This window comes from Agromyces sp. NDB4Y10 (genome assembly GCF_001620055.1).
GTDB lineage: Bacteria > Actinomycetota > Actinomycetes > Actinomycetales > Microbacteriaceae > Agromyces > Agromyces indicus.
Window position 1 is genome coordinate 1 of the sequence record NZ_LQGY01000015.1, and the last position, 22,949, is coordinate 22,949.

The following is a 22,949-nucleotide window of genomic DNA, read 5'->3' on the forward strand; positions in this document are numbered from 1 at the left end:
CCGCGTCGCGACCGGTCGGGCCGGCCCGCCGAGGCGAAGGCGCACGCGCCGGGGCAGTCGGGCGGCCAGGGCCGCGCCGCGCAGTCGTCGAGCGCCCCGCGCGCGGCATCCGCTCGCCACGGTCAGAAGGCGCCGCTGCGCGTCGGCAGCCTCGTCTCGCCGTCGCGCTCCACGCGCACGAACCGTCGCGCCCAGGGCTGAGCCCCGAGCGATCCCGAACGGCTCCGCACCTCTCGGTGCGGGGCCGTTCGGCGTCTCGGCGGCGGCTCAGATGACGAAGTCCGGCCGCAGGTTCCAGGCGGTCGACGCCTCGAGTCGGGCGAGCAGCGCGAGCGCCGTGAGGCGCGCGTGGTCGTCGCTCACCGTGCTGTAGACGTCGATCGCGAGCGGCGGCGGCTCCCCGACGCGCGGCAGCTCGACCTCGGCCCACGCGCCCTCGGCGAGCGGGACCCGCGCCTGCAGGGTTCCGGCGCCCTCGACGCGCGAGTCGGCGGCGAGCGCGATCACCACGAGCGCGTCGATGCGCGTCGCCGGGCTGCGCAGCTCGATGGTCGCGCAGTACTCCACGGGCGGGTCGGTGCGGCGACCGGGCAGCGGCGGCGGGCTCATGATGGCCGCAGGTTACGCCCGTGGGCTGAGCGGATGCCGCGTCGCGGCTGCGGCTCCGAGCGCCTGCCGGTCGGCTCCGCCCGAGCGCCGCCGCCGATTTCGCCGGTGACGGGAGGCCGGGTTAGCCTGAGGCGCATGAGCACCGAGGTCGCTGCCGAAGTCGTCATCCGCCCCGTCCGAGACACCGACGTCGAGGCGTTGGGCCGCGTGCACGCGCAGTGCTGGCACGAGGACTACGACACCCTGGTCGACGCCGCCACCCTCGCGAACCTCTCCCCGCGCCGCATGGCCGAGCTGTGGAACCACTGGATGAACCAGGGCGAGGAGTTCATCCACGTCGCCGCGCTCGTCGACAGCGAGATCGTCGGATTCGCCGGTGCCGGCCCCGCCCGCGACGCCGACGCGCCGCGCGAACGCGAGCTGTTCTTCATCCACCTGCTCGACGCGCACCACGGCAAGGGCATCGGGCAGAAGCTGTTCGACGCGGCCGTGGGCGACGACGCCGTGTACCTGTGGGTGCCGTCGGCGAACGAGCACGCGGTCGCGTTCTACGAGCGCAACGGCTTCACGGCCGACGGCGCCTCGCACGACGAGCCGTTCCTCGGCGAGACGATCCACGAGATCCGGATGGTGCGCTAGCCCGACGGCCCGGCCCGGCGCTTCCCGCGCGGCCGACTACGGCAGCGCGCCCACCGACGCGAGCGCCCGCCGGAGGAGCACGCCGCGGCCACCCTCCATCTCTGCACCGAGCGCCTCGCTCGCCGCCTCCTCGGGCGTGACCCAGGTCACCTCGAGCGCGTCCTGTCGCGGCTCGCACGTGCCCGTGACCGGCACGACGTACGCGAGCGAGACCGCGTGCTGGCGCTCGTCGGTGAACGGCGACAGCCCGGGCAGCGGGAAGTACTCGGCGACCGCCGCGGGAACCGGGCTCGCGGGCAGGAGCGGGAACGCCATGGGCCCGAGGTCCTTCTCGAGGTGGCGGAAGAGCGCATCGCGGATGGTCTCGCCGTACATGACCCGTCCCGACACGAGCGTGCGGGTCATCTCGCCGACGGCGTTGGCGCGCAGCAGCACGCCGACCTCGATCACCTGGCCCACGCCGTCGACGCGCACGGGCACGGCCTCGACGTAGAGCAGCGGGAGGCGACCGCGCACCTCGGCGAGCTCGATGTCGCTCAGCCAGCCCGGGTTGGCGGGCGGCTGCACGACCGGCTCATCGCCGGGGTTCCAGTCCGGGTCGGGTGTGCGCACGGCCATGCCTCGATTCTGCCCCACGAGCGCCCGGCTCGCGTGGAGGGCCGCGGAGGCGCCGCGGGGGACGCGACACGCCGCCGTCCCGGCGGGGCCGGCGGCGTGTCGCGTCCCCTCGCCGGCACGGGCGGCCGGGGTACGATGCCCCGATGCGGATCGACGACGACGCGGTGCTGTGGTCGGCATCGCCGGCCGACCGGGCCGGCCGGCCCCTCCTGGTGCTGCTGCACGGCTACAACTCGCACGAGGGCGACCTGTTCGGCCTCAGCCCCTACCTGCCGTTGCAGCCGGCCATCGCGAGCCTGCGCGCGCCGATCCCCACCGGGTACGGCCACGCGTGGTTCCCGCTGCCCGAGCAGCTCGACGACGAGCTGTCGACCGAGGACGCCGAGGCGGCCACGACCGCCGTGATCGAGTGGCTCGACCGCGTGGCGCCGGATGCGGCATCCGTCGGCCTGCTCGGCTTCTCGCAGGGCGGGGCCATGGCGATCGAACTGCTCCGGCGCGCGCCCGAGCGGTTCGCGTTCGCGGTGTCCCTCGCGGGCTTCTCGCTACCGGGCGAACGTGCAGGCGACGAGCGGATGTCGGAGCTCGCGCCGCCCGTCTTCTGGGGTCGCGGCACGGCGGACGAGGTCATTCCCGCCGAGGCGGTCCGGCACACGCAGGCGTGGCTGCCGCGGCATGCGGAGGTCGACCAGCGCGTGTACGAGGGCCTCGGCCACTCGGTCTCCGAGCGGGAACTCGCCGACGTGACGGCGTTCCTCGCGGCGCGCTATGCGGCCTGAGCCGCGGCGGGGCGTCTCAGACGCCGGCGCCGCCGCCTCCGCCGCCGGCCTCCCGGCGGGCGGCGTCGCGCTCGGCGATGCGGCGCTTCTCGGCGCGGACGCCGGCCTGGCGCGCGCGCTCCTCGACGAGCCAGGCCGGCGGCGCGGCGAGCAGGTCCTTGATCTCGGCCGTGGTGAGCGGCTGGTCGATGCCGGCGCGCGCGAGACCGGAGTTCGAGACGCCGAGCTTCGCGGCCACGACGCTGCGCGGGTGCGGGCCCTCGCGGCGGAGGGTCGCGAGCCACTCGGGCGGGTCGGCCTGCAGCGCGGCGAGCTCGGCGCGGCTGACCTCGCCGGAGCGGAACTCCTCGGGCGCGGCGTCGAGCAGGATGCCGAGCTTCTTCGCCGCCGTCTCGGGCTTCATCGTCTGGGAGGGGCGCGGCTTCGACTCGTTCACGCCTCCACGGTAGTCGGCTTCGTCACCGGCCGCAGGCGCCGACTACCCTGAGAGGGCCGCGGAGCGCGGCGGAAGGGGGCTGGCGTGGCGCTGCGGCTGGACTACGTCGCGGGCGTGAGCCCGGCGAAGTGGCTGCGCGCGTGGGCCGACCGGCGACCTGACCTGCCGCTCGAGGCCGAACGCGTCGAGGAATCCGCGCAGTGCGACCGGCTCCGCGCCGGCGAGGCCGATCTCGCCTTCGTGCGGCTCCCGGTCGATGAGACCGGCCTGCATCGCATCCTGCTGTGGGAGGAGCTCGCCGTCGCGGCCCTGCCGAAGGACCATCCGCTCGCCGAGGCCGACGACCTCGAACTGGCCGACCTCGCCGACGAGCCGCGAGCACCCGAGCAGGACGACCCGGCCATGACCCTCGAGCTCGTCGCCGCGGGCACCGGCTACGCGATCCTGCCCCACAGCCTGGCGCGCCTGCACCATCGCCGCGACGTCGTCGCGATCCCGGTGACGGATGCCGCGCCGACTCGCATCGCGCTGGTGTGGCGCGTCGAACGCGACGACGCCGACATCCAGGAGTTCGTCGGGGTGGTGCGCGGCCGCACCGCCCGGAGCTCGCGCGGTGCCGACGAGCCCGACGAGACCGCCGCTCCGCCCGCGAAGCCGGCCGCGGCGTCGCGCGACCGTCGACAGCCCGCGGGGGGCCGCCGTTCCGGCGGCCGGTCCGGCGGCACCGGCCGTGGAGGCCGTCAGCAGCGGCGAGGCGGTCGACGCCGGTGAGCCGTCCCTTCCTCTTCATCTCGGCCCGCCCCGAGGTCGAGGCCGTCGGACCCGAGTACGAGTCGGTGCGCCGCGCGACGGGCCTCGACGCGGGTCGGCTCGAGCACCACCGGATCGACGTCGAGACGCTGGGCGACGCCGTGCCGGGGCGGTTCGCGGGCGTGATCGTCGGCGGCAGCCCGTACAACGTCACCACCCCGCACGAGCACAAGCATCCGGTGCAGCGCCGCGTCGAAGCCGACCTCGCGCGCCTGGCGGAACAGGCGCTCGAGACCGACCACCCGGTGCTGTTCACGTGCTACGGCATCGGCGTGCTCACCCTCGTGCTGGGCGGCGAAGTCGGCACCACGTATGGCGAGCAGGCGGCCGCGGTCGAGATCACGTTGACCAACGAGGGTCGGGCCGATCCCCTCCTCAGCGGACTGCCCGAGCGCTTCGACGCCCTCGTCGGCCACAAGGAGGCCACGGATCGGCTGCCCTCGGACGCCGTCCACCTCGCCGGGTCGGCGAGCTGCCCCGTGCAGGTGTACCGCGTGGGGCGCAATGTCTACGCGACGCAGTTCCACCCCGAGGTGTCCACCGCCGACTTCATCGCCCGCGCCGAGGTGTACCGCCACCACGGCTACTTCCCCGCGCGTGAGCTCCGCGCCGTGAGCGAGCGGCTCGCCGCGGCATCCGTCACCGAACCGCAGCGGATGCTGCGCCGGTTCGTCGAGCTCGCCGGCGGCTGAGCCGACCCGCGTCGGTCGACCCGGACATGCCGAAGGCCCGGCCGACGATGGTCGACCGGGCCCCCGGAGCTGCGCCGCAGATCAGGCGGTGCGCTTGTTGCGGTTCACGATGAGGCCGTAGATCAGCAGCACGATGATCGCGCCGCCGATGGCGAGCAGCCACGTCTGGATGCTCCAGAACTCCTCGAGGCCGACACCGAACAGCACGCTGCCGAGCCAGCCACCGAGCAGGGCGCCCACGACGCCGAGCAGCAAGGTGATGAGCCATCCGCCGCCCTGCTTTCCGGGCAGGATGAGCTTGGCGATCGCCCCGGCGATGAGGCCGAGGAGGAGGAAAGCGAGGAAACCCATGTGCACACTCCTTCTCTTGTGTGAGCCCAACTGTCCTCCTGAGAACCTCCTGAGTGCAAGTGGTTGCGCTCGCGTGTCGCGAGGCGCTATTCAGGCGAGGTGAGCGGCAGTCCGGGCCCGTGGGTCCTGCACGTCGACCTCGACCAGTTCATCGCGGCGGTCGAGGTGCTCCGGCGCCCGGAGCTCGCCGGCCGCCCGGTCATCGTCGGCGGTCGCGGTGACCCCGCCGAGCGGGCGGTCGTGTCGACCGCCTCGTACGAGGCGCGCGAGTTCGGCGTCGGGTCCGGGATGCCGCTGCGCATCGCCGCGCGCAAGGTGCCCGATGCGGTCATCCTCCCGGTCGACGCCGAGGCCTACGCCGCGGCATCCGCCGAGGTCATGGCGACGCTGCGAGCGCACCCCGGCGCCACCGTGCAGGTGCTCGGCTGGGACGAGGCGTTCGTCGGCCTCGACTCCGACGACCCCGAGCGCGACGCGCGCGACCTGCAGGCCGCCGTGCTCGCGCGAACCGGCCTGCACTGCAGCGTGGGCATCGGCGACACGCTCGTGCGGGCGAAGGTCGCCACCGGGTTCGGCAAGCCCGCCGGCGTGTTCCGGCTCACGGCCGACAACTGGGCGGCCGTGATGGGCGACCGGCCGGTGATCGAGCTGTGGGGCGTCGGGAGCAAGGTGTCGCGCCGCCTCGCCGCGCACGGCATCCGGACCGTCGGCGAGCTCGCCGCGGCCGACGAGGCCGTGCTCGCGGGCGAGTTCGGGCCGAGGATGGGGCCGTGGTACGGGCAGCTGGGGCGCGGCGAGGGCGCCCGGGTCGTCGACGACACGCCGTGGGTCGCGCGCGGTCACAGCCGGGAGACCACCTTCCAGCGCGACCTCGAGGATCCCGCCGACGTCGAGTCGGCGCTGCGGGAGCTCGCCGAGCGGGTGCTCGACGACGTGGCGGCCGAGGGCCGGCCCGTCATCGGCCTCACCCTCAAGGTGCGCTACGCCCCGTTCGTCACGAAGACCTACCAGCGCCGCATCCCCGCGAGCTCCGATCGCGATGACGTGACGGCACGGATGCTGCAGCTCGCGGGGGACCGGATCGAGCCCGGTCGCGCCATCCGCTTGCTCGGCCTTCGTGCCGAGATGCCGATGCCCGACGGTCCGCGCGAGGGACACACCCCGACCCGCAGCGGATGGTGAGCCGGGGCCGCCGGCTCACGCCGCGCGCCGTCGACGGATCCACTTGTCGACCTCGGCCACGACGAGCACCGTCGCACCGACGAGGAAGGCCGTCAGCCAGTCCCGGAGCGACAGCGGCACGAAGCCGAGGATCTGCTGGCCGGGCACCGTCCAGACGGCGAGTGCCTGCAGCACGACCGCGAGCACGGCGGCGCCGAGCAGCAGCGGGTTCGCCCACGGGCGCAGGGCGAACACCGACCGTCGCTCGGAGCGCGCGGTGCCGGCCTGGAAGAAGTTGAGGAACGCGAACACCGTCATCGCGAGCGTGCGCGCGTGCTCGATCTCGTAGCCGGCGTCGAGCGCGACGTGGAAGGTCACGAGCACGCACATGCCCATCCACACCCCCGTGACGACGATCCGCGTCCACACGTCGCGCGAGAGCAGCCCCGCGTCGCGGCGGCGGGGCGCCGCTTCGAGTTCGCCGCCCTCGCCCGGCTCGAACGCGATCGCGACGTCCTGGAGTCCGTTCAGCACGAGGTTGAACCAGAGCACCTGCACGGGGAGGAACAGCAGCGGGGTGTCGGTGAACAGGTTGAGCGCGACGGCGAGGGGCGCCGCGACGGCGTTCGCCAGCAGGAAGAACGCGACCTTGCGGATCGCGCCGAAGGTCACGCGACCCTGCTCGACGGCGTCGACGATGGTGACGAAGTCGTCGTCGGTGAGGACCATGTCCGCCGATTCGCGCGCGACATCCGTGCCGGATCGGCCCATCGCGACGCCCAGCGAGGCGAGCCGCAGCGCGGGCGCGTCGTTGACGCCGTCGCCGGTCACGGCGACGATCTCGCCGTGCTGCTGCAGTGCCGACACGATGCGGAGCTTGTCCTGCGGGGTGACGCGGGCGACGATCGAGGTCTCCTGGAGCCGTGCGACGAGTTCGTGGTCGCTGATCTCCGCCATCTCCGCGCCGGTGATGGGCGGACCGGACGACTCGATCCCGACCCGCTCCCCGATCGATGCGGCGGTCTTCGGGTGGTCGCCGGTGAGCATCTTCACCGCGATGCCCGCCGACCGGCACCGGCGGATCGCGTCGGCGACACCGGGTCGCGGCGGGTCCACCATGCCGACGAGGCCGAGGAAGGTGAGGCCGCCGGGCACGCCGAGCTCGGCGGGCAGGGGCTCGTCGCGGGCGAGTTCGCGCGCGGCGCACGCGATGACGCGCAGGCCGGCCTCGGCGAGCGCGTGCTCGGCCGCCTCGACGGCACGGGGGTCGACGGATGCCGCTCCCCCGCCATCCGCGGCCGCCATCGCCGTCGACCAGTCCAGGATGGTGCGAGGTGCGCCCTTGACGTAGAGCATCCGGGTCCCGTCGGGGCGCACGCGCACGGACTGGGAGCTGCGCAGCTCGGGCTCGTACGGCAGGTGCGCGGCGGGTGGCGCGGCGAACTCGGCCGCCGTGACCGCGCCGGCGTCGATGGCCGCGCGGGCGATGGCCACGTCCACGGCGTCGCCCGTGAGGGTCCCGTCGCTGGGGTCGAGGTGGGCCTCGTTGGTCAGCGCACCCGCGCGGAGCACGTGACGGGCGTCCGACGGCAGGTCCGGCGCATCGGCCCCGACCGACCTGATGCCGCCCGGGGTCCACACCCGCTCGACGGTCAGCCGATTCTCGGTGATCGTACCGGTCTTGTCGGAGGCGATGACCGTCGTGGAGCCGAGCGTCTCGACCGCAGGCAGCGACCGGACGACGGCGTGCTTGCGCGCCATCCGGGTCACGCCGATGCTCATCGCGACCGTGAGCGCGACGGGCAGGCCCTCGGGGATCGTCGCGACGGCGAGCGCGATCGAGGTGAGCAGCGCGTCGCCCGGCGTGAGGCCGACGACGAGGCCGGCGACGAGCACGAACAGGCCGACGAACCCGACGACCCAGCCGATGCGCTTCTCGAGCCGGTCGATGATGAGCTGCAGGGGCGTCTGGGTGCGGACGCTCCGCACGAGCCGGTCGATCTCGCCGAGCTGCGTGGCGGCCCCGGTCGCGATGACGAACCCGCGGGCGCGTCCCGTCGCCACGAGCGTGCCGCCGAAGGCGAGCTCGCGGTCGCCGGCCTCCGCGCCCGCCGCCTTCGACACCGCGACGGACTCGCCGGTCAGCATCGACTCGTCGACGCGCAGCCCGGTGGACTGCACGAGGCGGAGGTCGGCGGGCACCTTGTCGCCGCTCTCGAGCAGCACGACGTCGCCGGGCACCAGCGCCGAGGCATCCACCATCGACGTCACGCCCGCCCGGACCACCCGGGCGCGCGGCGCGGTGAGCGACTGCAGCGCCGCGACCTCGCGTTCGGCCTTGCTCTCCTGCCAGTACCCGATGGCGGCGTTGCCGATGAGCACCAGCAGGATCGAGACGGTGTCGATCCAGCGCTGCAGCAGCGCCGTCACCGTCGCCGACACGAGCAGCAGGAAGATCAGCGGGCTGAGGAACTGCCGCAGCAGGATCCGCCACGGACTCGCGGCGCGGTGCACGCCCAGCACGTTGGGGCCGTACTGCGCCAGGCGGCGCGCCGCCTCGTCCGGCTGGAGCCCCACGCCGGGATCGGGCAGGTCGTGGAGGACGTCGGGTCCGGGTCGGCGTGTCGGGGCGTCGGCCATGCCCCCAGCCGACCACATCGCCGAGACCGGCGCGAGTGGCGAAGGTCCCCCGTCGGGTCGAGACCGGATGCCGCGGGACGTTCGCCTCGACTCGCCGGACTCCCATGCGAGAGGGTGGAAGGACGACGGTCAACCGGAGGATGAGATGCACGAGACGACAGTGGTGGGTTGGGACGCGAGCGAGACCGCCGAGCGAGCGCTGGAGTGGGCGATCGCGCGGGCCGAGATGCAGGCGGAGGGCCGACGACGGCTGCGCCTGGTCCGGGCCGTGGACGACACCGGGCTCGCGGGCGACGACGACGAGACGCGCGCCGAGTTGCGGCGGGCCGAGGTCGACGTGGCCGAACGCGCCGAGCGGATCCGGGCCGAGCATCCAGGTCTCGAGGTCGAGGCCGCCGCCGTCCGCGGCGAGCCCGGCGACGTGCTCGCCGACCGCACGGGCGACGACTCCCTCGTCGTGGTCGGCGCGGAGAACGGGCGCACCGACGAGTACTGGCACAGCTCCCGCCTCGGTCCGCGCCTGGCCGGAGCCGCCGACGGCCCGGTCGCGGTGATCCCGGTCGGCGACGTGCTCGAGCGCTCGGGCGTCATGGTCGCCGTCGACCACGGCGAGACGGCCGAGCGGCTCTGCCGGCTCGCGGCCGACTACGCGGCCAAGCGCGGCGAGACGTTGCACGCCGTCCACGTCGGCGCCCGCACGCACGACGTCGCCCAGGACACCGAGGTCCTCGACCATGCGCTCGCGCCGGCGCTCGCCGACCACCCGGATCTCGCGGTCGAACGCCACGTCGACTCCGGCCCGACGGCGCCCGCGCTGCTCCGTCGCGCCCGCGAGCACGCGACGGTGTTCGTCGGGTCCCGGCAGCTCGGCACGGTCCGGCGGATGTTCCTCGGCTCGGTGAGCCACGCCCTCGTGACCAACGCGCGCTGCGCGACCATCGTCGTGCCGCCCCTGAGCGGGCTGCACTCCGAGGACGACGCGACCCGCGCCTGACCCCGAGACGACGGAAGCCCCTCCGCGAGGAGGGGCTTCGGTCATGTGGCGGTACCGGTGGGTTTTGAACGCGTGTCGACGCCTGACGGCACCGGGCACTTGCCCTGAGTCCCCGGATCTCCGGCAAATCTGGTGCGTACGGGTGCGCTCGAATACGGTCGTGCTCCGCAGATTGCTGCCATTTCGCTGCCACGACCACCCCTAGGTCGTTGGCAAGCGGTAGCCTGCGCGCATGGCTGAGATCATCGCGTGGTTCGCAGGTGGGCCGCATGACAACGAGTCCCTGCTGATCGAGGATGCCCGCGAATATCGGTTTGAGGATGGCAGTCGCTACACCCGAGTTGGTACCGCGCATAGCGTCGGCGGGCAGCCGCTGCGGCATCAGTTCCAGTTCGCTGGCTTCCCCGGGGACCCGAGTATCGCCGATCCGCCATCAGGTCCATCTCGCGATGGCCGGACCTTCGGAGACGCATAGGAGCGACCGACGGCGGCTAGGGATAGTTCAGCCGCAGGCGCTCCAATCGCTGTTCGTGAACGGCCACGACATAGGGGCCGGCACGGATCGCCCATCGAAAAATCCGGTCCTCGTTCGCGATCAACCAGCGAAGCATGTGTGGTCCGGTGATGTTCTGGTTGGCGAGAACGAACACGCGCGCGTCATGCATGTAGATCGTTTGCGCCTCGAGCGGATTAGATGCGACGCGCCTGTCCTTGCAGAGGATGACATCACCCGCCGTGGCTGCTTCAGCGATCCACCTAACGTCCGAGAGGCCCTTACTCACCTCAGGTCCATATCGTTCGTCCATCGTCTCGACGTCCCAGCCGGCCGCCCGGAGCCCGTCCGGAACGATTCTCGAGCCCATGCCGCGGTCGATGAACACGCGAGGAACCTGCAGCATCCGGTTACCGCTGCGGAGGCCCGCCGACCAGCGCCCAGACTTCCTCGGACGCCAGCCCATAGTCCTCAGCGATATCTCGGACGCCCTCCCCTGCGTCCACCCGGCCGACAACATCCGCCACGCTCACACCGCGGCGAGCGATCGTGGGCCGCCCCCCGTTGATGTGCGGATCGACGGTCACCTCCACGCCCTCGTACTGAGGAAGCGCGAACGACGACGTGTACCCAAACTCGTAGTTGATGCCCCGGAGATAGTCCTCTACAACCTCCCGGAAGACGGCCTGATTGTTCCGCACCACGACGAGTCGCTTGTCGGGGTCGCCCTCACCGGAGCGCCAGAGGATCTCGGCACCGTCGGTCACGAGTTGCTTGCTCGCAAGCGCGTGTTCGACGCCCATACCGCGCTTGAGCGCCTCGACTGCGGGACGGATTCGTTGCATCGGAAGACCAGCGGCCCGGAACGAGGCCAGCACGAAGGCCTCAGCGAGTCCCACGAACGGCACAGTCAGTCCTCGACCGTGGCGGGCGAGGGTGACCAGCGGCGCATTCCAGCTGTGACTCGCGGCGCGATGATATCCCTCGACCCAACGGTGCAGAGAGGATGTGCTCGTGCCTACGATCCGCGCCGCTTCGGTTTGCGAGTAGAGCGGGACCAGGTACTCCTCACGCAGTCCCACCGTCGCCATCATGGCTGGAGAATAGCAGGCTCCGCCGTCTTGGCCGCGTGGCCTCCGATGTAGTCCTCCCTGATTGCTCCCCGAACACGGTTCTACGCAGAACCGGCCCGGGGGGCGAGGACCACCACCCTAGGAGGTGGGCCCCGATCGCGCGAACCGCGATCTGACGGCCCCACCCAGCCTCGCGCGGAAGGAGGCTGGACTCACTGGCCCGGTGCGACGAGCCAGGTCGGCAGCCCGGTGCATCCGTCTGGGACCTCGACGTAGCCCGGCGGCGACCCACCACCACCGAGGCGGATGGTGTCGCCAACCCGATATTCCTTCCCTCCCCACGTGAGGACGCCGTCGTTCCAAGTGGCCTCGTCGGAGGGGAAGACTGGTACCAGCATCGACTCGTCTGATCCCTCGATCACCAGGCAACCGTTGGCGAGTGCGAGCTTTCCTACCGCGAGCGCGTCCATGCCCCCACCCGACGACGGATAGGTCGCCAGCTCGCTCGGCGTATCGGATGACGGGGTGGGCGTCGGGTCCGGTTGCGGGCTGTCGGTCATCGAGCAACCGACCAGCGCCGCGACTAAGACGATGGTGAGCGCCCCGCCGGACACGCCGACCCGCCCGGACCGACTCCGTCGAAGTCGCGATTGCTCCATAACTCGACTATGTCGGAAGGGCACCGATTCATGCGACCATGCCGCGGCGCGGATCCAGCGACCCTTGGGGTCGAGGCCGTTCGCGATGCCGCACCTGCCGATGTAGGCCCATCTTGGGGCGCGGTGCGTCCGGCCCCCTGCGGGCTCCGGGAAGGACCAGCTCAACGGTAAGGCCCGGAGCCCGCAGGGGTTCAGAGCCACTTCCTGCTGAGCGTGCCGAGCCCGGCCTGCGGGGCACCGGCGCCACGAGCACGATTGCAGCGGGAGTGCGACGCCCGGAAGTTCGCCCAGTCGTCGACCAGGTCCGGACGCTGCGACACCGGATGGTAGTGATCCAGCGCGAACCCGTCGCCGATCGCGCCGGGCACGTCGTACGCGATCGGCAGCCCGCAGATGCAGCACGGCCGGTCCTCAGCCTCGCACGCCTGCCGGAACTGCACCCGCAGCTGCTTGTGCCGCCGCGTGGACCGCAGCCCGTTCCCGCTCACGACGCCTCCAGCAGCCGCAACCGCAGCCGCAGGTCCGCGGCCGTCGGGTCAGCCGGCCGGGCCTTGACCGCGGCCACGCCGGTGTCGCGGTTCGCGCCGACCGGGACGAAGGAGAACTCATACACCTCGAGCTCGCGCAGCTCGTTGGCCTTGGTGCCATCGGCGAGCTGGACCTCGCCGGCGTCGAGGAAGTCGAACGCGAAGCTGAGCTCGGCGAGCCGCTCGTCCTTGACCAGCCGGTACACCTGCGTGCCCTTCGGCGAGTCCAGGTCGAACGCGCCGCGCACCCACCAGCCGTGGTCGTCCTCGCCCATGTCGTCAGCCCCGGCGACGTAGTAGTCGGGGTCGTCGAGCCGGTGCCCGAACAGGCCCGGCAGGGTCCGCCCCGACGCCTTCCACCGCGCGATGGTCCCGGCGAACGACGTCTACAGCGACCTCTTCGAAGACGACCTCGATGCCGTCGCGAGCGCGCTCGACGATGCACGCAACCGCACGAATGGTGCCATCTCGCTGCCACGAGCGCTCTAGCAGGCACGAGAAAGGCCCCAACTCCCGCGGAATTCCGGGGAAGTTGGGGCCTTACGCATGGCGGTACCGGTGGGATTTGAACCCACGGTGGGCTTTCACCCACACAACTTTTCGAGAGTTGCACCTTAGGCCGCTCGGACACGGTACCGGGATCGATGATAGCCGGATCGTCCGCGCGGTCCAAAACGAGCCGGCGGGCGAGGGGGCGAGCGGATGCCGCTACGCCGCGAGTTGCGCGGCGACCACCGCCGCGTCCTCGCCGACGCCGAGCAGCAGCGGCGACTTGCGGGTCCGCATCCACGGCACCCCGGCGAAGTACAGTCCGGGCACGACGGTGCTCGCACCGTCGTGCTGGATCGGCAGGCCGAGCTCGTCGACGACGCCCGGGATGCCGATCCAGCGGTAGTCGGGCCGGAACCCGCAGGCGACGACCACGGCCGAGAACTCCGCCAGGCGGGGGGCCGGCGCCGCGAGCACGCTGCCCGGCGGCATCCGGGGAAGGTCGGGGACGGGCACCGACATCCGCTCGGCCGTCTGCGCGATCAGGCCGCAGATCACCGCCCAACCCTCGTCGCCGGCGCGGACCGACTCGGCGAGGTCGTCGGCGACGACGAGGCGGCCGTCGTCGACGCCCACGATGTGCCCGAGCAGCTCGGCCCCTGCCGCGGCGAGCGTGCGGAGGTTGAGGTCGTGGCCGCCGGCGCGTCCGGTGACGAGCGGGTTCGGCGAGAGCCGGGCGGCAGAGGTCGGCAGCCGGGCGGCGGTCTGCTCGAAGAAGCCGGCGTCGATCAGCCAGTCGATGCCGTCGCGGTCGCCGACGCGACGCGGCATCGCCGGCGCGCGCCCGGCCGACAGCACGACCTCGCGACCGGCGAGGAGGAGTTCCTCGGTGAGCTGCCCCGCGGTCTGCCCGCCGCCGATCACCAGCACGCGCCCGTCGGGCACCGACTCGGGCGAGCGGTACGACGTCGAGCCGATCACCGGCACGTGGCGCGCGAGGTCGTCGACCACCGCGGGGCGGCGCTCCCGGTGGTAGGCGCCCGTGCAGGCGACCACGCGTCGCGCGCGCACGGGGCCGCCCTCGGTCTCGGCGACGAAGCCGCGATCGGTCGGCCGGAGCTCTTCGACGCCGGCGTGCTCGATGACGGGCGCGCCGAACGAGCCGCGGTACCGGCGCAGGTGGGCGATGATGCCCTCCCGGGTCAGGTAGCCGGCGGGATCGTCGCCGTCGTAGGCGCCGCCGGGCAGTCGGATCGCGTGGTTGGGCGTGACGAGCGTGAAGCTGTCCCACCGCAGGTACCACGCCGCGCCGGCGCGCTCGCGGTCGACGACGACGTGATCGACGCCCGCCGCCATCAGCTCGTGGCTCACCGCCAGGCCCGCCTGTCCGGCGCCGACGACGAGGACGTCCGTGTCCGCCAGCATGGCGCCAGCGTAGGCCGGGGGCCGCGGCGCCGGTAGCCCCTCGGAGCGTCCAGCCGGCGCTCAGCGGTCGTTCAGCCCGCGGCAATAGCGTCGCCGCGTGCCACAGCAACCCGATCGTCCGCCCGGCGCCGCCGCGGCATCCGCCGTCGTCACCGTCGCCGTGCTCGGCGGTGCCGTGCTCGCCGCGCGCGCCGCGTGGCGGCGGTTCCGTGCGAGCATCACGCGCAACAGCCTGATCCTCAACGAGACGCTGCCCGTGCATTCGAAGTGGTGGCGCGACCACGCCAAGGTCCGCGGCGAGATCCTCTACGTGGCGATGGGCGACAGCGCGGCGCAGGGCATCGGGGCGAGCCGGCCGGACCACAGCTACGTCGGCGTGCTCGCGCGGCTCATCCGCGACACCACCGGGCGGACGGTGCGCGTGGTGAACCTCAGCGTCTCGGGCGCGACGACGGCGCTCGCCGTGCAGGACCAGCTGCCGAAGCTCGCGAAGTACCGCCCCGACGTGATGACCGTGTCGATAGGGGCCAACGACATCGCGAAGTGGGACCCCGAGGCGTTCGAGGCGAACCTGCGGGCGATCCTCGATGCGGTGCCCCCGCACGCGCTCGTCGCCGACCTGCCGTTTTTCTACTTCCCGCACAACGAGCGCAAGGTCGCCGTGGCGAACGAGATCCTGCGCCGCCTCGTCGACGAGCGCGGCCTCGCGCTCGTGCGCCTCCACCGCGAGACGCGCCTGCGCGGCTTCCGCCGCATCTTCACCCACTTCGCGAACGACTGGTTCCACCCCAACGACCACGGGTACCGGGTGTGGGCCGACGCGTTCCGGCCGGCCGTGCTCGCCACCCTCGCCGAGCGGTTCCCCGCGGGCGACGACGAGACGGATGCCGCGGCCGGGGTCCCCGCGGATGTCGGGGGCCGCGCCTAGGCTTTCGAGCATGCCGAAGCCCACGACCGCGTTCCGTTGCACCGAGTGCGGCTGGAGCACCGTCAAGTGGGTCGGCCGATGCGCCGAGTGCCAGCAGTGGGGCACCGTCGTCGAGTCGGGCACCGAGACCGGCATCACCCGCAGCCTGCAGCCGGTCGCGCCGTCCTCCGCGAGGGCCGCGCGGCCGATCGGGCAGATCGAGGCGGAGCACACCGCCCACCGGCCGAGCGGCATCGGCGAGTTCGACCGGGTCCTCGGCGGCGGCATCGTCGCCGGTGCCGCGATCCTCCTCTCGGGCGAACCCGGCGTCGGCAAGTCGACCCTCCTGCTCGAGGTGGCCGCGCGGGTCGCGGCGACCGGGCGCCGTGTGCTCTACGTGAGCGCCGAGGAGTCGACGGCGCAGGTGCGCCTGCGGGCCGGCCGCACCGGCGCGTTGCACGACGAGCTCTACCTGGCCGCCGAGACCGATCTGGCGACCATCCTCGGCCAGGTCGACGAGGTGCAGCCCGACCTGCTCATCGTCGACTCCGTGCAGACGGTGTCGAGCTCGCTCTCCGACGGCCTGCCGGGCCAGCCGAGCCAGGTCCGCGAGGTCGCGTCGACCCTCATCCGCGTCGCCAAGGAGCGGCAGCTGCCCGTGCTCCTCGTCGGCCACGTCACGAAGGACGGCACGATCGCGGGCCCGCGGCTGCTCGAGCACCTCGTCGACGTCGTCTGCCAGTTCGAGGGCGACCGCCAGACCGCGCTGCGCTTCGTGCGGGCGCTCAAGAACCGCTTCGGCCCCACCGACGAGGTCGGCTGCTTCGAGATGACCGGCGACGGCATCGCCGAGGTGCCCGACCCGTCCGCGCTGTTCCTCAGCCGATCCCGCACCGCCGTGAGCGGCACCTGCGTGACCGTCGCCCTCGAGGGGCGACGGGCGCTCCCCGTCGAGGTGCAGGCGCTCGTCGTCGGCACGAAGGCCCCGCAGCCCCGCCGGGTGGTGAACGGCGTCGACCCGTCGCGGGTCGCCATGATCATCGCGGTGCTCGAGCGCCGCGCGGGCCTCCGCCAGCTCGGCGAGCACGACGTGTACGTCTCCACGGTCGGCGGCGTGCGGCTCGTCGAACCCGCGGCCGACCTCGCGATCGCCATCGCCATCGCGAGTGCCATGCGCGACCGGGCGGTGCCGCACGACCTGGCCGCCGTGGGCGAGATCAGCCTCGCGGGCGAGGTGCGACCCGTCACGTCCGCGAAGCAGCGTGGCGCCGAGGCGCGTCGCCTCGGCTACCGCGACCTGCTCGACGACGACCTGGGCAGCGTCCGGGCCGCGGTCGAGCGGGCCATGATGGTCGCGACCGGCGCCCGCGAGCGCGAGCTCGACGCCGCGTTCTGACCGAGAGCGCGCCGCGGCGGCGCGAGTCGCCGCGCGAAGCCGGCGTCCCGCGAACCTACGCCTCGAGCGCCTTCAGCAGCTCGGCGGGCGACGCCTGCATCGGGTGCGGGCCGGCGATGTCGAGGAACACCGTCGTGATCGTCGACTCGTAGCGCTTGAGGAACGTGCGGAGCCACGCCGGGCTCTGCAGGCCCACCGCGGGCGGCAGGTTCGCCGGCTTGTTCGCCGCGTCGCTGAACAGCAGCAGCGCCACCTCGCCCGTTCGCGGATCTCGGTAGGTCCACACCTCGCCGCCGTCGAGCGGCTTGTCGCGCGGACCCGGCTTCATCAGCGGCACCACGGTGTTGCCGTGCCGCAGCGCGAGCGCCACCGCCGCCATGTCCTGCCGCTCGAGCGCCTCCGCGAGCGCCTGGGAACGGAACTCCACGGGCTCGCCGCCCTTCGCACGCTTTCCACCGGCCATCCGACGAGCCTAACCGGCCGCGGCGCGCGAAGCGCAGAGGGAGCGCACCGCCTCCCGTCACCCGAAGACGGGAGACGGTGCACTGATGGTGTCTTCCTGCTCGCAAGGGCGATGCGAGCCGGCGCCCCCACCCGGAAACGGAACCGGGCCGTTCCCGGAGCCGCGCGTGCGCGACCCACGTCGAATCTATCGAAGGCCCCGCCCCCGGTCCTGTCGGCACTTCAGGGGACACCGCGCACCGCGCGAGCCGCCGCCACCGCGGCGGTCGCGGATCAGTACAGCAGGAACTGCTTGGTCGTCTCGGACGCGAACCCGTCCACCGCGACGCCGAGGTGGTACGACGCTCCCCCGCCCGGGGCGGCGGCGCGCTCGGCGTCGCACGTGTCGGGGCTCGAGCGCGTCCGGTCCCACACGAGCGGCGTGCTCGACGACACGGGCGTGCCCGGCTCGAGCGACACGACCGCGTCGACCGGCTCCACCTGGCAGTCGGTCGACGACCAGTACACCTCGTCGCCGCTCTGCACGGTGAACGCCTGCGCCTTCGTGCCGACGTTCATCACGCAGACGTTCGGCCCCGTGTTGGTGATCGTCACCGACAGCTGCGGCTGCTCGCCGGTGGCGTACACCGCGGCATCCGTCACCGCCTCGACGGTGATCTGCGCGTCGGTGCAGGGCGCGCCGTCGACGGGCTCGACGGCCGGCTCGGGCGTGGCGGCGGGGTCGTCGGACGGCGGTGCCGTGGCGACCGGGGCGGACGGCTCGGCGGACGCGGGCGTCGTCTGCGCGACCTCATCGCCCTGGCTCGCGCCCGGGCGCACGATGACGAGCACGATCGCGATGATCACCGCGACGAGACCGAGGAGCACCATCGCCCGGCGGCGACGGTAGACGCTCGCGGGCAGGCGCCCCTGCGTGGTGCGATTCTCGGACATGGCCACAGGCTACGGCCGCCCGCCGACCTCGGACCGACGGTCGCCCGGCGCGCCGGACGAGCGGTGAGGAACGCTCAGAGGACTTTCAGCATCCGGGTGTTGCCGAGGGTGTTCTGCTTCACGCGGGCGAGGTCGAGGAACTCGGCGACGCCCTCGTCGTGGGAACGGACGAGCTCCGCGTACAGGGCCGGATCGACCGACTCGCCGCCCATGTCCTCGAAGCCGTGGCGGCTGAAGAACGCGACCTCGAACGTGAGGCAGAACAGGCGGCTGAGGCCGAGCTCTCGTGCGTCGCCCTCGAGCGCGTCCAGCAGTGCGTGCCCGACGCCCCGTCCGAGCCAGTCGTCGCGCACCGCGAGCGTGCGGACCTCGCCGAGGTCCTCCCACATCACGTGGAGCGCCCCGCACCCGACCACCGACCCGTCGGCGGCCTCGGCGACGCGGAACTCCTGCACGTCGCCGTACAGGTCGACGCGCTCCTTGCCGAGCAGGATGCGGCGCGCCACCAGCGGCTCCACGAGCTCGACGATCGTGGGGATGTCGCGCGTGCGCGCCTTGCGCACGGTGAAGGGCGGCTGCGTCATCCGCTCATCGTATTGCGCGGGGCCCCGCGTCTCGCATTCGGCACCCGCGGGGACGGCGAAGGGGCGGATGCCGCGGCATCCGCCCCTTCGAACCGCGTGGCTACTGGCCGGCCGCCAGGTCGGGCGTGGCCGGGCCGGTGCCGATCGCGGCGCCGGTGTTCACGCCGACGCCGACGGGCAGGGCCCGCTGCGTGGTCGTGAAGACGAACTCGCCGTCGCGGAAGTCGACGTGCACGTGGTCGCCCGAGTTGAGCTCGCCGTGCAGGATCTTCTCGGACAGGCGGTCCTCGACCTCGTGCTGCACCGCGCGACGCAGCGGGCGGGCGCCGAGTGCCGGGTCGAACCCGACCTCGATGAGCCGCTCCTTGGCCGCGGTGGTGAGCTCGACGGTCATGTCGCGGTCGAGCATGCGCTCGCCCAGTCGCTTGATGAACAGGTCGACGATCTGGAGGAGCTCCTCCTTCGACAGCTGCGGGAAGACGATGATCTCGTCGACGCGGTTCAGGAACTCGGGCTTGAAGTGCTTCTTCAGCTCCTCGTTCACCTTCGCGCGCATGAGGTCGTAGCCCGTGCGGGTGTCGCCCTCGACCTGGAAGCCGACGGGACCGCCGGAGATGTCCTTCGTCCCGAGGTTCGTCGTCATGATGATGACGGTGTTCTTGAAGTCCACGACGCGACCCTGGCCGTCGGTGAGGCGGCCCTCCTCCAGGATCTGGAGGAGCGAGTTGAAGATGTCGGGGTGGGCCTTCTCGATCTCGTCGAAGAGCACGACGCTGAACGGCTTGCGGCGGACCTTCTCGGTGAGCTGGCCGCCCTCCTCGAAGCCGACGAACCCGGGAGGGGCGCCGAACAGTCGCGAGACGGTGTGCTTCTCGCCGTACTCCGACATGTCGAGCGAGATCATGGCGGCCTCGTCGTCGAAGAGGAACTCGGCGAGCGCCTTGGCCAGCTCGGTCTTGCCGACGCCCGTGGGGCCGGCGAAAATGAACGAGCCCGATGGGCGCTTCGGGTCCTTGAGCCCCGCACGCGTGCGGCGGATCGTCTTCGACAGGGCGGAGATCGCCTCCTCCTGGCCGATGACGCGCTCGTGCAGCGCCTTCTCCATGAAGACCAGTCGCGAGCTCTCCTCCTCGGTGAGCTTGAAGACGGGGATGCCGGTGGCCTGGGCGAGCACCTCGGCGATCAGGCCCTCGTCGACCACCGCGGTTGTCTTGACGTCGCCCGACTTCCACTGCTTCTCGAGGCGGAGCCGCTCGCCGAGCAGGTTCTTCTCCTCGTCGCGCAGCGACGCGGCCTTCTCGAAGTCCTGCTCCTCGATCGCCGTCTCCTTCGCGGCGCGGACCACCGCGATCTTCTCGTCGAACTCGCGCAGCTCGGGCGGCGACGACAGGATCGACAGGCGCAGGCGGGCGCCGGCCTCGTCGATCAGGTCGATGGCCTTGTCGGGCAGGAACCGGTCGCTGATGTAGCGGTCGGCGAGGTTCGCCGCGGCGACGATCGCGCCGTCGGTGATCGACACCTTGTGGTGCGCCTCGTAGCGGTCGCGCAGCCCCTTCAGGATGTTGATCGCGTGGGGCAGGCTCGGCTCGGCGACCTGGATCGGCTGGAAGCGGCGCTCGAGCGCGGCATCCTTCTCGAAGTGCTTGCGGTACTCGTCGAGCGTGGTCGCGCCGACCGTCTGCAGCTCGCCGCGGGCGAGCAGCGGCTTGAGGATCGACGCGGCGTCGATCGCGCCCTCGGCGGCACCCGCACCCACGAGGGTGTGGATCTCGTCGATGAAGACGATGATGTCGCCGCGCGTGCGGATCTCCTTGGTGACCTTCTTCAGGCGCTCCTCGAAGTCGCCGCGGTAGCGGGAGCCGGCGATGAGCGAGCCGAGGTCGAGCGAGTAGAGCTGCTTGTCCTTCAGCGTCTCGGGCACCTCGCCCTTGACGATCGCCTGCGCGAGGCCCTCGACGACGGCGGTCTTGCCGACGCCGGGCTCGCCGATGAGGACGGGGTTGTTCTTGGAGCGGCGCGAGAGGATCTGCATGACCCGCTCGATCTCCTTCTCGCGGCCGATCACCGGGTCGAGCTTCGACTCGCGCGCGGCCTGCGTGAGGTTGCGACCGAACTGGTCGAGGATCTGCGAGCCGCCCTGCGGCGCCTGCTGCTCGTTGGCTCCGACCTGGACCTGCTCCTTGCCCTGGTAGCCGGAGAGGAGCTGGATGACCTGCTGGCGCACCCGGTTGAGGTCGGCGCCGAGCTTCACGAGCACCTGGGCGGCGACGCCCTCGCCCTCGCGGATGAGGCCGAGGAGGATGTGCTCGGTGCCGATGTAGTTGTGGCCGAGCTGCAGCGCCTCGCGCAGCGACAGCTCGAGCACCTTCTTCGCGCGCGGCGTGAAGGGGATGTGCCCGGTCGGCTGCTGCTGGCCCTGGCCGATGATGTCCTGGACCTGCTCGCGGACGGCATCGAGCGAGATGCCCAGGGACTCGAGCGCCTTCGCGGCCACGCCCTCACCCTCGTGGATGAGGCCGAGCAGGATGTGCTCGGTGCCGATGTAGTTGTGGTTGAGCATCTTGGCCTCTTCTTGGGCCAGGACGACGACACGACGGGCTCGGTCCGTGAATCTCTCGAACATCATCATCTCCTCGTCGACGCGGTCGGGGCGTCGATACATCAACGGTAACCACCGGGACTCGGCCACGGGCCCGTGTTCGCCGTGGGCGCACCGTGGCTTGACCGGGGTGGGCGCCATCCGTAACATATCGATCGTCGATAACAACGAATATCGATAAGCACCACTCGACCCGACCCCGGAGGATCCATGACCGCCCCCGACGCCACGACCCGCCTCGACCGCAGCGACACGATCGGCATGTACGCGACCGTCGGCATCGCCCTCATCGCCGTCATCGCCACGATCTGGCGGGTGGCGATCCGGCTCGCGGAGGTCCTCCCGCTCCGAGACGTCCCCGTGCTCGTGCCGTTCTTCGACGAGCGCGCCGAGCTCCCGATCGGCCCCGACGGCGCGCCCGTCGCGGTGGGCGTCGACCAGGCCGTCGTCACCGTGCCGGAACCGGCCGCGGCGACCGGCTTCGCGTTGGTGGCCGAGCCGCTCGTCCACGGCGCGACCGTCGTCGCGGGCATCGCCCTCTTCGCGCTCTTCTGCTGGAACCTGGCGCGCGGCCGGGCGTTCTCGCGCGGCAACGTCCGGATCGTGCTCTGGGGCGCCGGCGTGCTCGCCGCGGGGTGGCTGCTCGGCAGCATCCTCACGAACATGACCGTCAACGGCGCACTCTCGGCGGTCAGCGACTACACGTACGAGGGCATCACCTTCAGCACCGACTGGGCCGTCCCCTTCGCCATCCTCGCGCTCGGCGCCGTCGGCGCGGCGTTCCAGGTCGGCGCACGCCTGCAGCGCGACACCGAGGGGCTCGTCTGATGGCGCCCGCCGAGGTCGACGAGGTCCACGACGTCCACTGCCGGCTCGACGAGCTCCTCGCCGAACGCGGCCTGACCCTGACCCGGCTCGCCGAACTGGTCGGCGTGAGCGTCGTGAACCTCAGCGTGCTGAAGAACGACCGCGCCCGCGCCATCCGCTTCTCGACGCTGCAGGCGATCTGCCGGGCGCTCGACTGCGAGATCGGCGACCTGATCGTACTGCGCCGAGCGGATGCCGCGGGGCCGGCGGTCGACGCGGTGCGCGCCGGCTGACCGGCTCGACGCACCCCGAGCCCGCGTGGTTGGATGCACGCATGCCCAGACTCGTGCTCACCGTCATCGGAGACGACCGCGCCGGCCTCGTGGAGGCGCTCGCCGAGACGATCGGCGCCCACGGCGGCAACTGGGAGCGGAGCCAGATGGCCGAGCTCGCGGGCCAGTTCGCGGGCATCGTCGTCGTGTCGGTGCCCGACGGCCGCGAGGAGGCGCTCCGCTCGGCGCTCGCGGGACTGGACGGGCTCCTCGACGTCACGGCGCACCCGGGCGTCGAGGAGGCCGGCGAGTCCGCGCCCGACGGATGGGCTGAGCTCCGCATCGACCTCGTGGGGAGCGACCAGCCCGGGATCGTGCGCGACGTGTCGTCGGCGCTCGCCCGGCACGGCGTCAGCATCGAGACCATGCACACCGAGCGGCGCGATGCGCCCATGGCCGGCGGCCGGCTGTTCGAGGCGCACATCGTCGCGCGCGTGCCGACGGGCACCGAGCCCGTGGCCGTGCGCGACGAGCTCGAGCAGCTCGCGGCGCGCCTGCTCGTCGACCTCACGATCGACTGACCCCGAGGCCGCG

28 protein-coding genes and 1 tRNA gene are annotated in these 22,949 nt (G+C 72.4%); 13 read left to right on the forward strand and 16 right to left on the reverse strand.

The features are described from left to right. The coding region (locus tag AVP42_RS16600) for a hypothetical protein (protein ID WP_197466953.1) at positions 1-201 on the forward strand (201 nt) is incomplete at its 5' end. Between the two features lie 66 nt (positions 202-267). On the opposite strand, the gene AVP42_RS04455 is transcribed toward AVP42_RS16600, so the two are convergent. Continuing rightward, positions 268-609, reverse strand: a complete 342-nt coding sequence (locus AVP42_RS04455) for a hypothetical protein (protein ID WP_067946539.1) — start codon at positions 607-609, stop codon at positions 268-270. Positions 610-744: 135 nt separating this feature from the next. On the opposite strand from AVP42_RS04455, the gene AVP42_RS04460 reads away from it, so the two are divergent. Continuing rightward, positions 745-1,248, forward strand: coding sequence for a GNAT family N-acetyltransferase (locus AVP42_RS04460; protein WP_067946541.1), 504 nt, complete (start codon positions 745-747; stop codon positions 1,246-1,248). 36 nt (positions 1,249-1,284) lie between these two features. Here AVP42_RS04460 and AVP42_RS04465 read toward each other — a convergent pair whose 3' ends face one another. Beyond that, entirely contained in the window at positions 1,285-1,866 is a 582-nt protein-coding gene (locus AVP42_RS04465) for an NUDIX hydrolase family protein (protein ID WP_067946543.1), read from the reverse strand. A gap of 143 nt (positions 1,867-2,009) precedes the next feature. Between AVP42_RS04465 and AVP42_RS04470 the strand changes: the two genes are divergently transcribed. After that, the gene (locus AVP42_RS04470; RefSeq protein ID WP_067946545.1) at positions 2,010-2,645 is read left to right on the forward strand and encodes an alpha/beta hydrolase; all 636 of its coding nucleotides are present in this window, start codon (positions 2,010-2,012) and stop codon (positions 2,643-2,645) included. Positions 2,646-2,661: 16 nt separating this feature from the next. Here AVP42_RS04470 and AVP42_RS04475 read toward each other — a convergent pair whose 3' ends face one another. After that, the gene (locus AVP42_RS04475; protein WP_067946607.1) at positions 2,662-3,048 is read right to left on the reverse strand and encodes a DUF5997 family protein; all 387 of its coding nucleotides are present in this window, start codon (positions 3,046-3,048) and stop codon (positions 2,662-2,664) included. Positions 3,049-3,165: 117 nt separating this feature from the next. Here AVP42_RS04475 and AVP42_RS04480 point away from each other — a divergent pair, with 117 nt between their 5' ends. Continuing rightward, complete coding sequence (locus tag AVP42_RS04480; RefSeq protein WP_067946546.1) at positions 3,166-3,852, forward strand: LysR family substrate-binding domain-containing protein; 687 nt, start codon at positions 3,166-3,168, stop codon at positions 3,850-3,852. Continuing rightward, a complete protein-coding gene (locus tag AVP42_RS04485) occupies positions 3,849-4,583 on the forward strand; it encodes a glutamine amidotransferase (RefSeq protein ID WP_067946548.1) in 735 nt (244 codons plus the stop codon). Before AVP42_RS04480 ends, AVP42_RS04485 begins: the two co-directional genes overlap by 4 nt. Positions 4,584-4,664: 81 nt before the next feature. Here AVP42_RS04485 and AVP42_RS04490 read toward each other — a convergent pair whose 3' ends face one another. Next, positions 4,665-4,934, reverse strand: a complete 270-nt coding sequence (locus AVP42_RS04490) for a GlsB/YeaQ/YmgE family stress response membrane protein (protein WP_067946550.1) — start codon at positions 4,932-4,934, stop codon at positions 4,665-4,667. Between the two features lie 99 nt (positions 4,935-5,033). Here AVP42_RS04490 and AVP42_RS04495 point away from each other — a divergent pair, with 99 nt between their 5' ends. Further along, positions 5,034-6,116 (forward strand): DNA polymerase IV, encoded by a 1,083-nt coding sequence (locus AVP42_RS04495; RefSeq protein WP_067946552.1) that lies wholly within the window; start codon positions 5,034-5,036, stop codon positions 6,114-6,116. A 15-nt stretch (positions 6,117-6,131) separates the two neighbouring features. On the opposite strand, the gene AVP42_RS04500 is transcribed toward AVP42_RS04495, so the two are convergent. Next, positions 6,132-8,735, reverse strand: coding sequence for an HAD-IC family P-type ATPase (locus AVP42_RS04500; protein ID WP_067946553.1), 2,604 nt, complete (start codon positions 8,733-8,735; stop codon positions 6,132-6,134). A 145-nt stretch (positions 8,736-8,880) separates the two neighbouring features. On the opposite strand from AVP42_RS04500, the gene AVP42_RS04505 reads away from it, so the two are divergent. Beyond that, complete coding sequence (locus AVP42_RS04505) at positions 8,881-9,729, forward strand: universal stress protein (RefSeq protein ID WP_197466954.1); 849 nt, start codon at positions 8,881-8,883, stop codon at positions 9,727-9,729. 232 nt (positions 9,730-9,961) lie between these two features. Next, positions 9,962-10,204: a hypothetical protein gene (locus AVP42_RS16400; protein WP_157356725.1), complete on the forward strand. Its 243-nt coding sequence runs from the start codon at positions 9,962-9,964 to the stop codon at positions 10,202-10,204. A 16-nt stretch (positions 10,205-10,220) separates the two neighbouring features. Here the strand turns inward: AVP42_RS16400 and AVP42_RS04510 are convergent, their stop codons facing one another. From AVP42_RS04510 to AVP42_RS04540, 7 genes are all read right to left on the reverse strand, one after another. Further along, positions 10,221-10,610 (reverse strand): hypothetical protein, encoded by a 390-nt coding sequence (locus AVP42_RS04510; RefSeq protein ID WP_067946557.1) that lies wholly within the window; start codon positions 10,608-10,610, stop codon positions 10,221-10,223. A gap of 22 nt (positions 10,611-10,632) precedes the next feature. Then, the gene (locus AVP42_RS04515; protein WP_082846998.1) at positions 10,633-11,316 is read right to left on the reverse strand and encodes a DUF433 domain-containing protein; all 684 of its coding nucleotides are present in this window, start codon (positions 11,314-11,316) and stop codon (positions 10,633-10,635) included. Positions 11,317-11,507: 191 nt separating this feature from the next. Next, positions 11,508-11,954 carry a hypothetical protein gene (locus tag AVP42_RS04520; protein WP_157356726.1) on the reverse strand — a complete coding sequence of 149 codons (447 nt, stop codon included), beginning with the start codon at positions 11,952-11,954 and terminating at the stop codon, positions 11,508-11,510. A gap of 191 nt (positions 11,955-12,145) precedes the next feature. Further along, complete coding sequence (locus AVP42_RS04525; RefSeq protein WP_197466955.1) at positions 12,146-12,442, reverse strand: HNH endonuclease; 297 nt, start codon at positions 12,440-12,442, stop codon at positions 12,146-12,148. Beyond that, positions 12,439-12,849, reverse strand: coding sequence for an HK97 family phage prohead protease (locus AVP42_RS04530; protein ID WP_082846999.1), 411 nt, complete (start codon positions 12,847-12,849; stop codon positions 12,439-12,441). The genes AVP42_RS04525 and AVP42_RS04530 overlap by 4 nt, the downstream gene beginning before the upstream one ends. A gap of 179 nt (positions 12,850-13,028) precedes the next feature. Beyond that, positions 13,029-13,118: transfer RNA gene (locus tag AVP42_RS04535), tRNA-Ser, on the reverse strand. 71 nt (positions 13,119-13,189) lie between these two features. Beyond that, positions 13,190-14,395 (reverse strand): NAD(P)/FAD-dependent oxidoreductase, encoded by a 1,206-nt coding sequence (locus AVP42_RS04540; protein WP_067946565.1) that lies wholly within the window; start codon positions 14,393-14,395, stop codon positions 13,190-13,192. A gap of 97 nt (positions 14,396-14,492) precedes the next feature. On the opposite strand from AVP42_RS04540, the gene AVP42_RS04545 reads away from it, so the two are divergent. Further along, a complete protein-coding gene (locus AVP42_RS04545; protein ID WP_067946567.1) occupies positions 14,493-15,323 on the forward strand; it encodes an SGNH/GDSL hydrolase family protein in 831 nt (276 codons plus the stop codon). Between the two features lie 10 nt (positions 15,324-15,333). Next, positions 15,334-16,698 carry a DNA repair protein RadA gene (radA, locus tag AVP42_RS04550; RefSeq protein ID WP_067946569.1) on the forward strand — a complete coding sequence of 455 codons (1,365 nt, stop codon included), beginning with the start codon at positions 15,334-15,336 and terminating at the stop codon, positions 16,696-16,698. A 55-nt stretch (positions 16,699-16,753) separates the two neighbouring features. Here the strand turns inward: radA and AVP42_RS04555 are convergent, their stop codons facing one another. From AVP42_RS04555 to AVP42_RS04570, 4 genes are all read right to left on the reverse strand, one after another. After that, positions 16,754-17,161, reverse strand: a complete 408-nt coding sequence (locus AVP42_RS04555; RefSeq protein WP_067946571.1) for a dehydrogenase — start codon at positions 17,159-17,161, stop codon at positions 16,754-16,756. Between the two features lie 272 nt (positions 17,162-17,433). After that, positions 17,434-18,093 (reverse strand): hypothetical protein, encoded by a 660-nt coding sequence (locus tag AVP42_RS04560; protein WP_067946573.1) that lies wholly within the window; start codon positions 18,091-18,093, stop codon positions 17,434-17,436. Positions 18,094-18,167: 74 nt separating this feature from the next. Beyond that, positions 18,168-18,677, reverse strand: coding sequence for an amino-acid N-acetyltransferase (locus AVP42_RS04565; RefSeq protein WP_067946575.1), 510 nt, complete (start codon positions 18,675-18,677; stop codon positions 18,168-18,170). A gap of 100 nt (positions 18,678-18,777) precedes the next feature. Further along, positions 18,778-21,300, reverse strand: coding sequence for an ATP-dependent Clp protease ATP-binding subunit (locus AVP42_RS04570; RefSeq protein ID WP_067946611.1), 2,523 nt, complete (start codon positions 21,298-21,300; stop codon positions 18,778-18,780). A gap of 186 nt (positions 21,301-21,486) precedes the next feature. Between AVP42_RS04570 and AVP42_RS04575 the strand changes: the two genes are divergently transcribed. Genes AVP42_RS04575 through AVP42_RS04585 form a run of 3 tightly spaced genes read left to right on the forward strand, consistent with a single transcriptional unit; the run spans position 21,487 to position 22,936 of the window. Then, complete coding sequence (locus AVP42_RS04575) at positions 21,487-22,104, forward strand: hypothetical protein (RefSeq protein ID WP_067946578.1); 618 nt, start codon at positions 21,487-21,489, stop codon at positions 22,102-22,104. Then, positions 22,104-22,376 carry a helix-turn-helix transcriptional regulator gene (locus tag AVP42_RS04580; protein WP_067946580.1) on the forward strand — a complete coding sequence of 91 codons (273 nt, stop codon included), beginning with the start codon at positions 22,104-22,106 and terminating at the stop codon, positions 22,374-22,376. The genes AVP42_RS04575 and AVP42_RS04580 overlap by 1 nt, the downstream gene beginning before the upstream one ends. A 41-nt stretch (positions 22,377-22,417) precedes the next feature. Beyond that, positions 22,418-22,936, forward strand: a complete 519-nt coding sequence (locus AVP42_RS04585; protein WP_067946581.1) for a glycine cleavage system protein R — start codon at positions 22,418-22,420, stop codon at positions 22,934-22,936. The last annotated feature ends 13 nt before the right edge of the window (positions 22,937-22,949 follow it).

Bases quoted from the DNA above. Each gene is read 5' to 3' on its own strand.
- AVP42_RS04455 (WP_067946539.1), bottom strand. From the start codon at position 609: ATGAGCCCGCCGCCGCTGCCCGGTCGCCGCACCGACCCGCCCGTGGAG.
- AVP42_RS04460 (WP_067946541.1), top strand. From the start codon at position 745: ATGAGCACCGAGGTCGCTGCCGAAGTCGTCATCCGCCCCGTCCGAGAC.
- AVP42_RS04465 (WP_067946543.1), bottom strand. From the start codon at position 1,866: ATGGCCGTGCGCACACCCGACCCGGACTGGAACCCCGGCGATGAGCCG.
- AVP42_RS04470 (WP_067946545.1), top strand. From the start codon at position 2,010: ATGCGGATCGACGACGACGCGGTGCTGTGGTCGGCATCGCCGGCCGAC.
- AVP42_RS04475 (WP_067946607.1), bottom strand. From the start codon at position 3,048: ATGAAGCCCGAGACGGCGGCGAAGAAGCTCGGCATCCTGCTCGACGCC.
- AVP42_RS04490 (WP_067946550.1), bottom strand. From the start codon at position 4,934: ATGGGTTTCCTCGCTTTCCTCCTCCTCGGCCTCATCGCCGGGGCGATC.
- AVP42_RS04500 (WP_067946553.1), bottom strand. From the start codon at position 8,735: ATGGCCGACGCCCCGACACGCCGACCCGGACCCGACGTCCTCCACGAC.
- AVP42_RS04505 (WP_197466954.1), top strand. From the start codon at position 8,881: ATGCACGAGACGACAGTGGTGGGTTGGGACGCGAGCGAGACCGCCGAG.
- AVP42_RS16400 (WP_157356725.1), top strand. From the start codon at position 9,962: ATGGCTGAGATCATCGCGTGGTTCGCAGGTGGGCCGCATGACAACGAG.
- AVP42_RS04515 (WP_082846998.1), bottom strand. From the start codon at position 11,316: ATGATGGCGACGGTGGGACTGCGTGAGGAGTACCTGGTCCCGCTCTAC.
- AVP42_RS04520 (WP_157356726.1), bottom strand. From the start codon at position 11,954: ATGGAGCAATCGCGACTTCGACGGAGTCGGTCCGGGCGGGTCGGCGTG.
- AVP42_RS04540 (WP_067946565.1), bottom strand. From the start codon at position 14,395: ATGCTGGCGGACACGGACGTCCTCGTCGTCGGCGCCGGACAGGCGGGC.
- radA (WP_067946569.1), top strand. From the start codon at position 15,334: ATGCCGAAGCCCACGACCGCGTTCCGTTGCACCGAGTGCGGCTGGAGC.
- AVP42_RS04555 (WP_067946571.1), bottom strand. From the start codon at position 17,161: ATGGCCGGTGGAAAGCGTGCGAAGGGCGGCGAGCCCGTGGAGTTCCGT.
- AVP42_RS04560 (WP_067946573.1), bottom strand. From the start codon at position 18,093: ATGTCCGAGAATCGCACCACGCAGGGGCGCCTGCCCGCGAGCGTCTAC.
- AVP42_RS04565 (WP_067946575.1), bottom strand. From the start codon at position 18,677: ATGACGCAGCCGCCCTTCACCGTGCGCAAGGCGCGCACGCGCGACATC.
- AVP42_RS04570 (WP_067946611.1), bottom strand. From the start codon at position 21,300: ATGTTCGAGAGATTCACGGACCGAGCCCGTCGTGTCGTCGTCCTGGCC.
- AVP42_RS04575 (WP_067946578.1), top strand. From the start codon at position 21,487: ATGACCGCCCCCGACGCCACGACCCGCCTCGACCGCAGCGACACGATC.
- AVP42_RS04580 (WP_067946580.1), top strand. From the start codon at position 22,104: ATGGCGCCCGCCGAGGTCGACGAGGTCCACGACGTCCACTGCCGGCTC.
- AVP42_RS04585 (WP_067946581.1), top strand. From the start codon at position 22,418: ATGCCCAGACTCGTGCTCACCGTCATCGGAGACGACCGCGCCGGCCTC.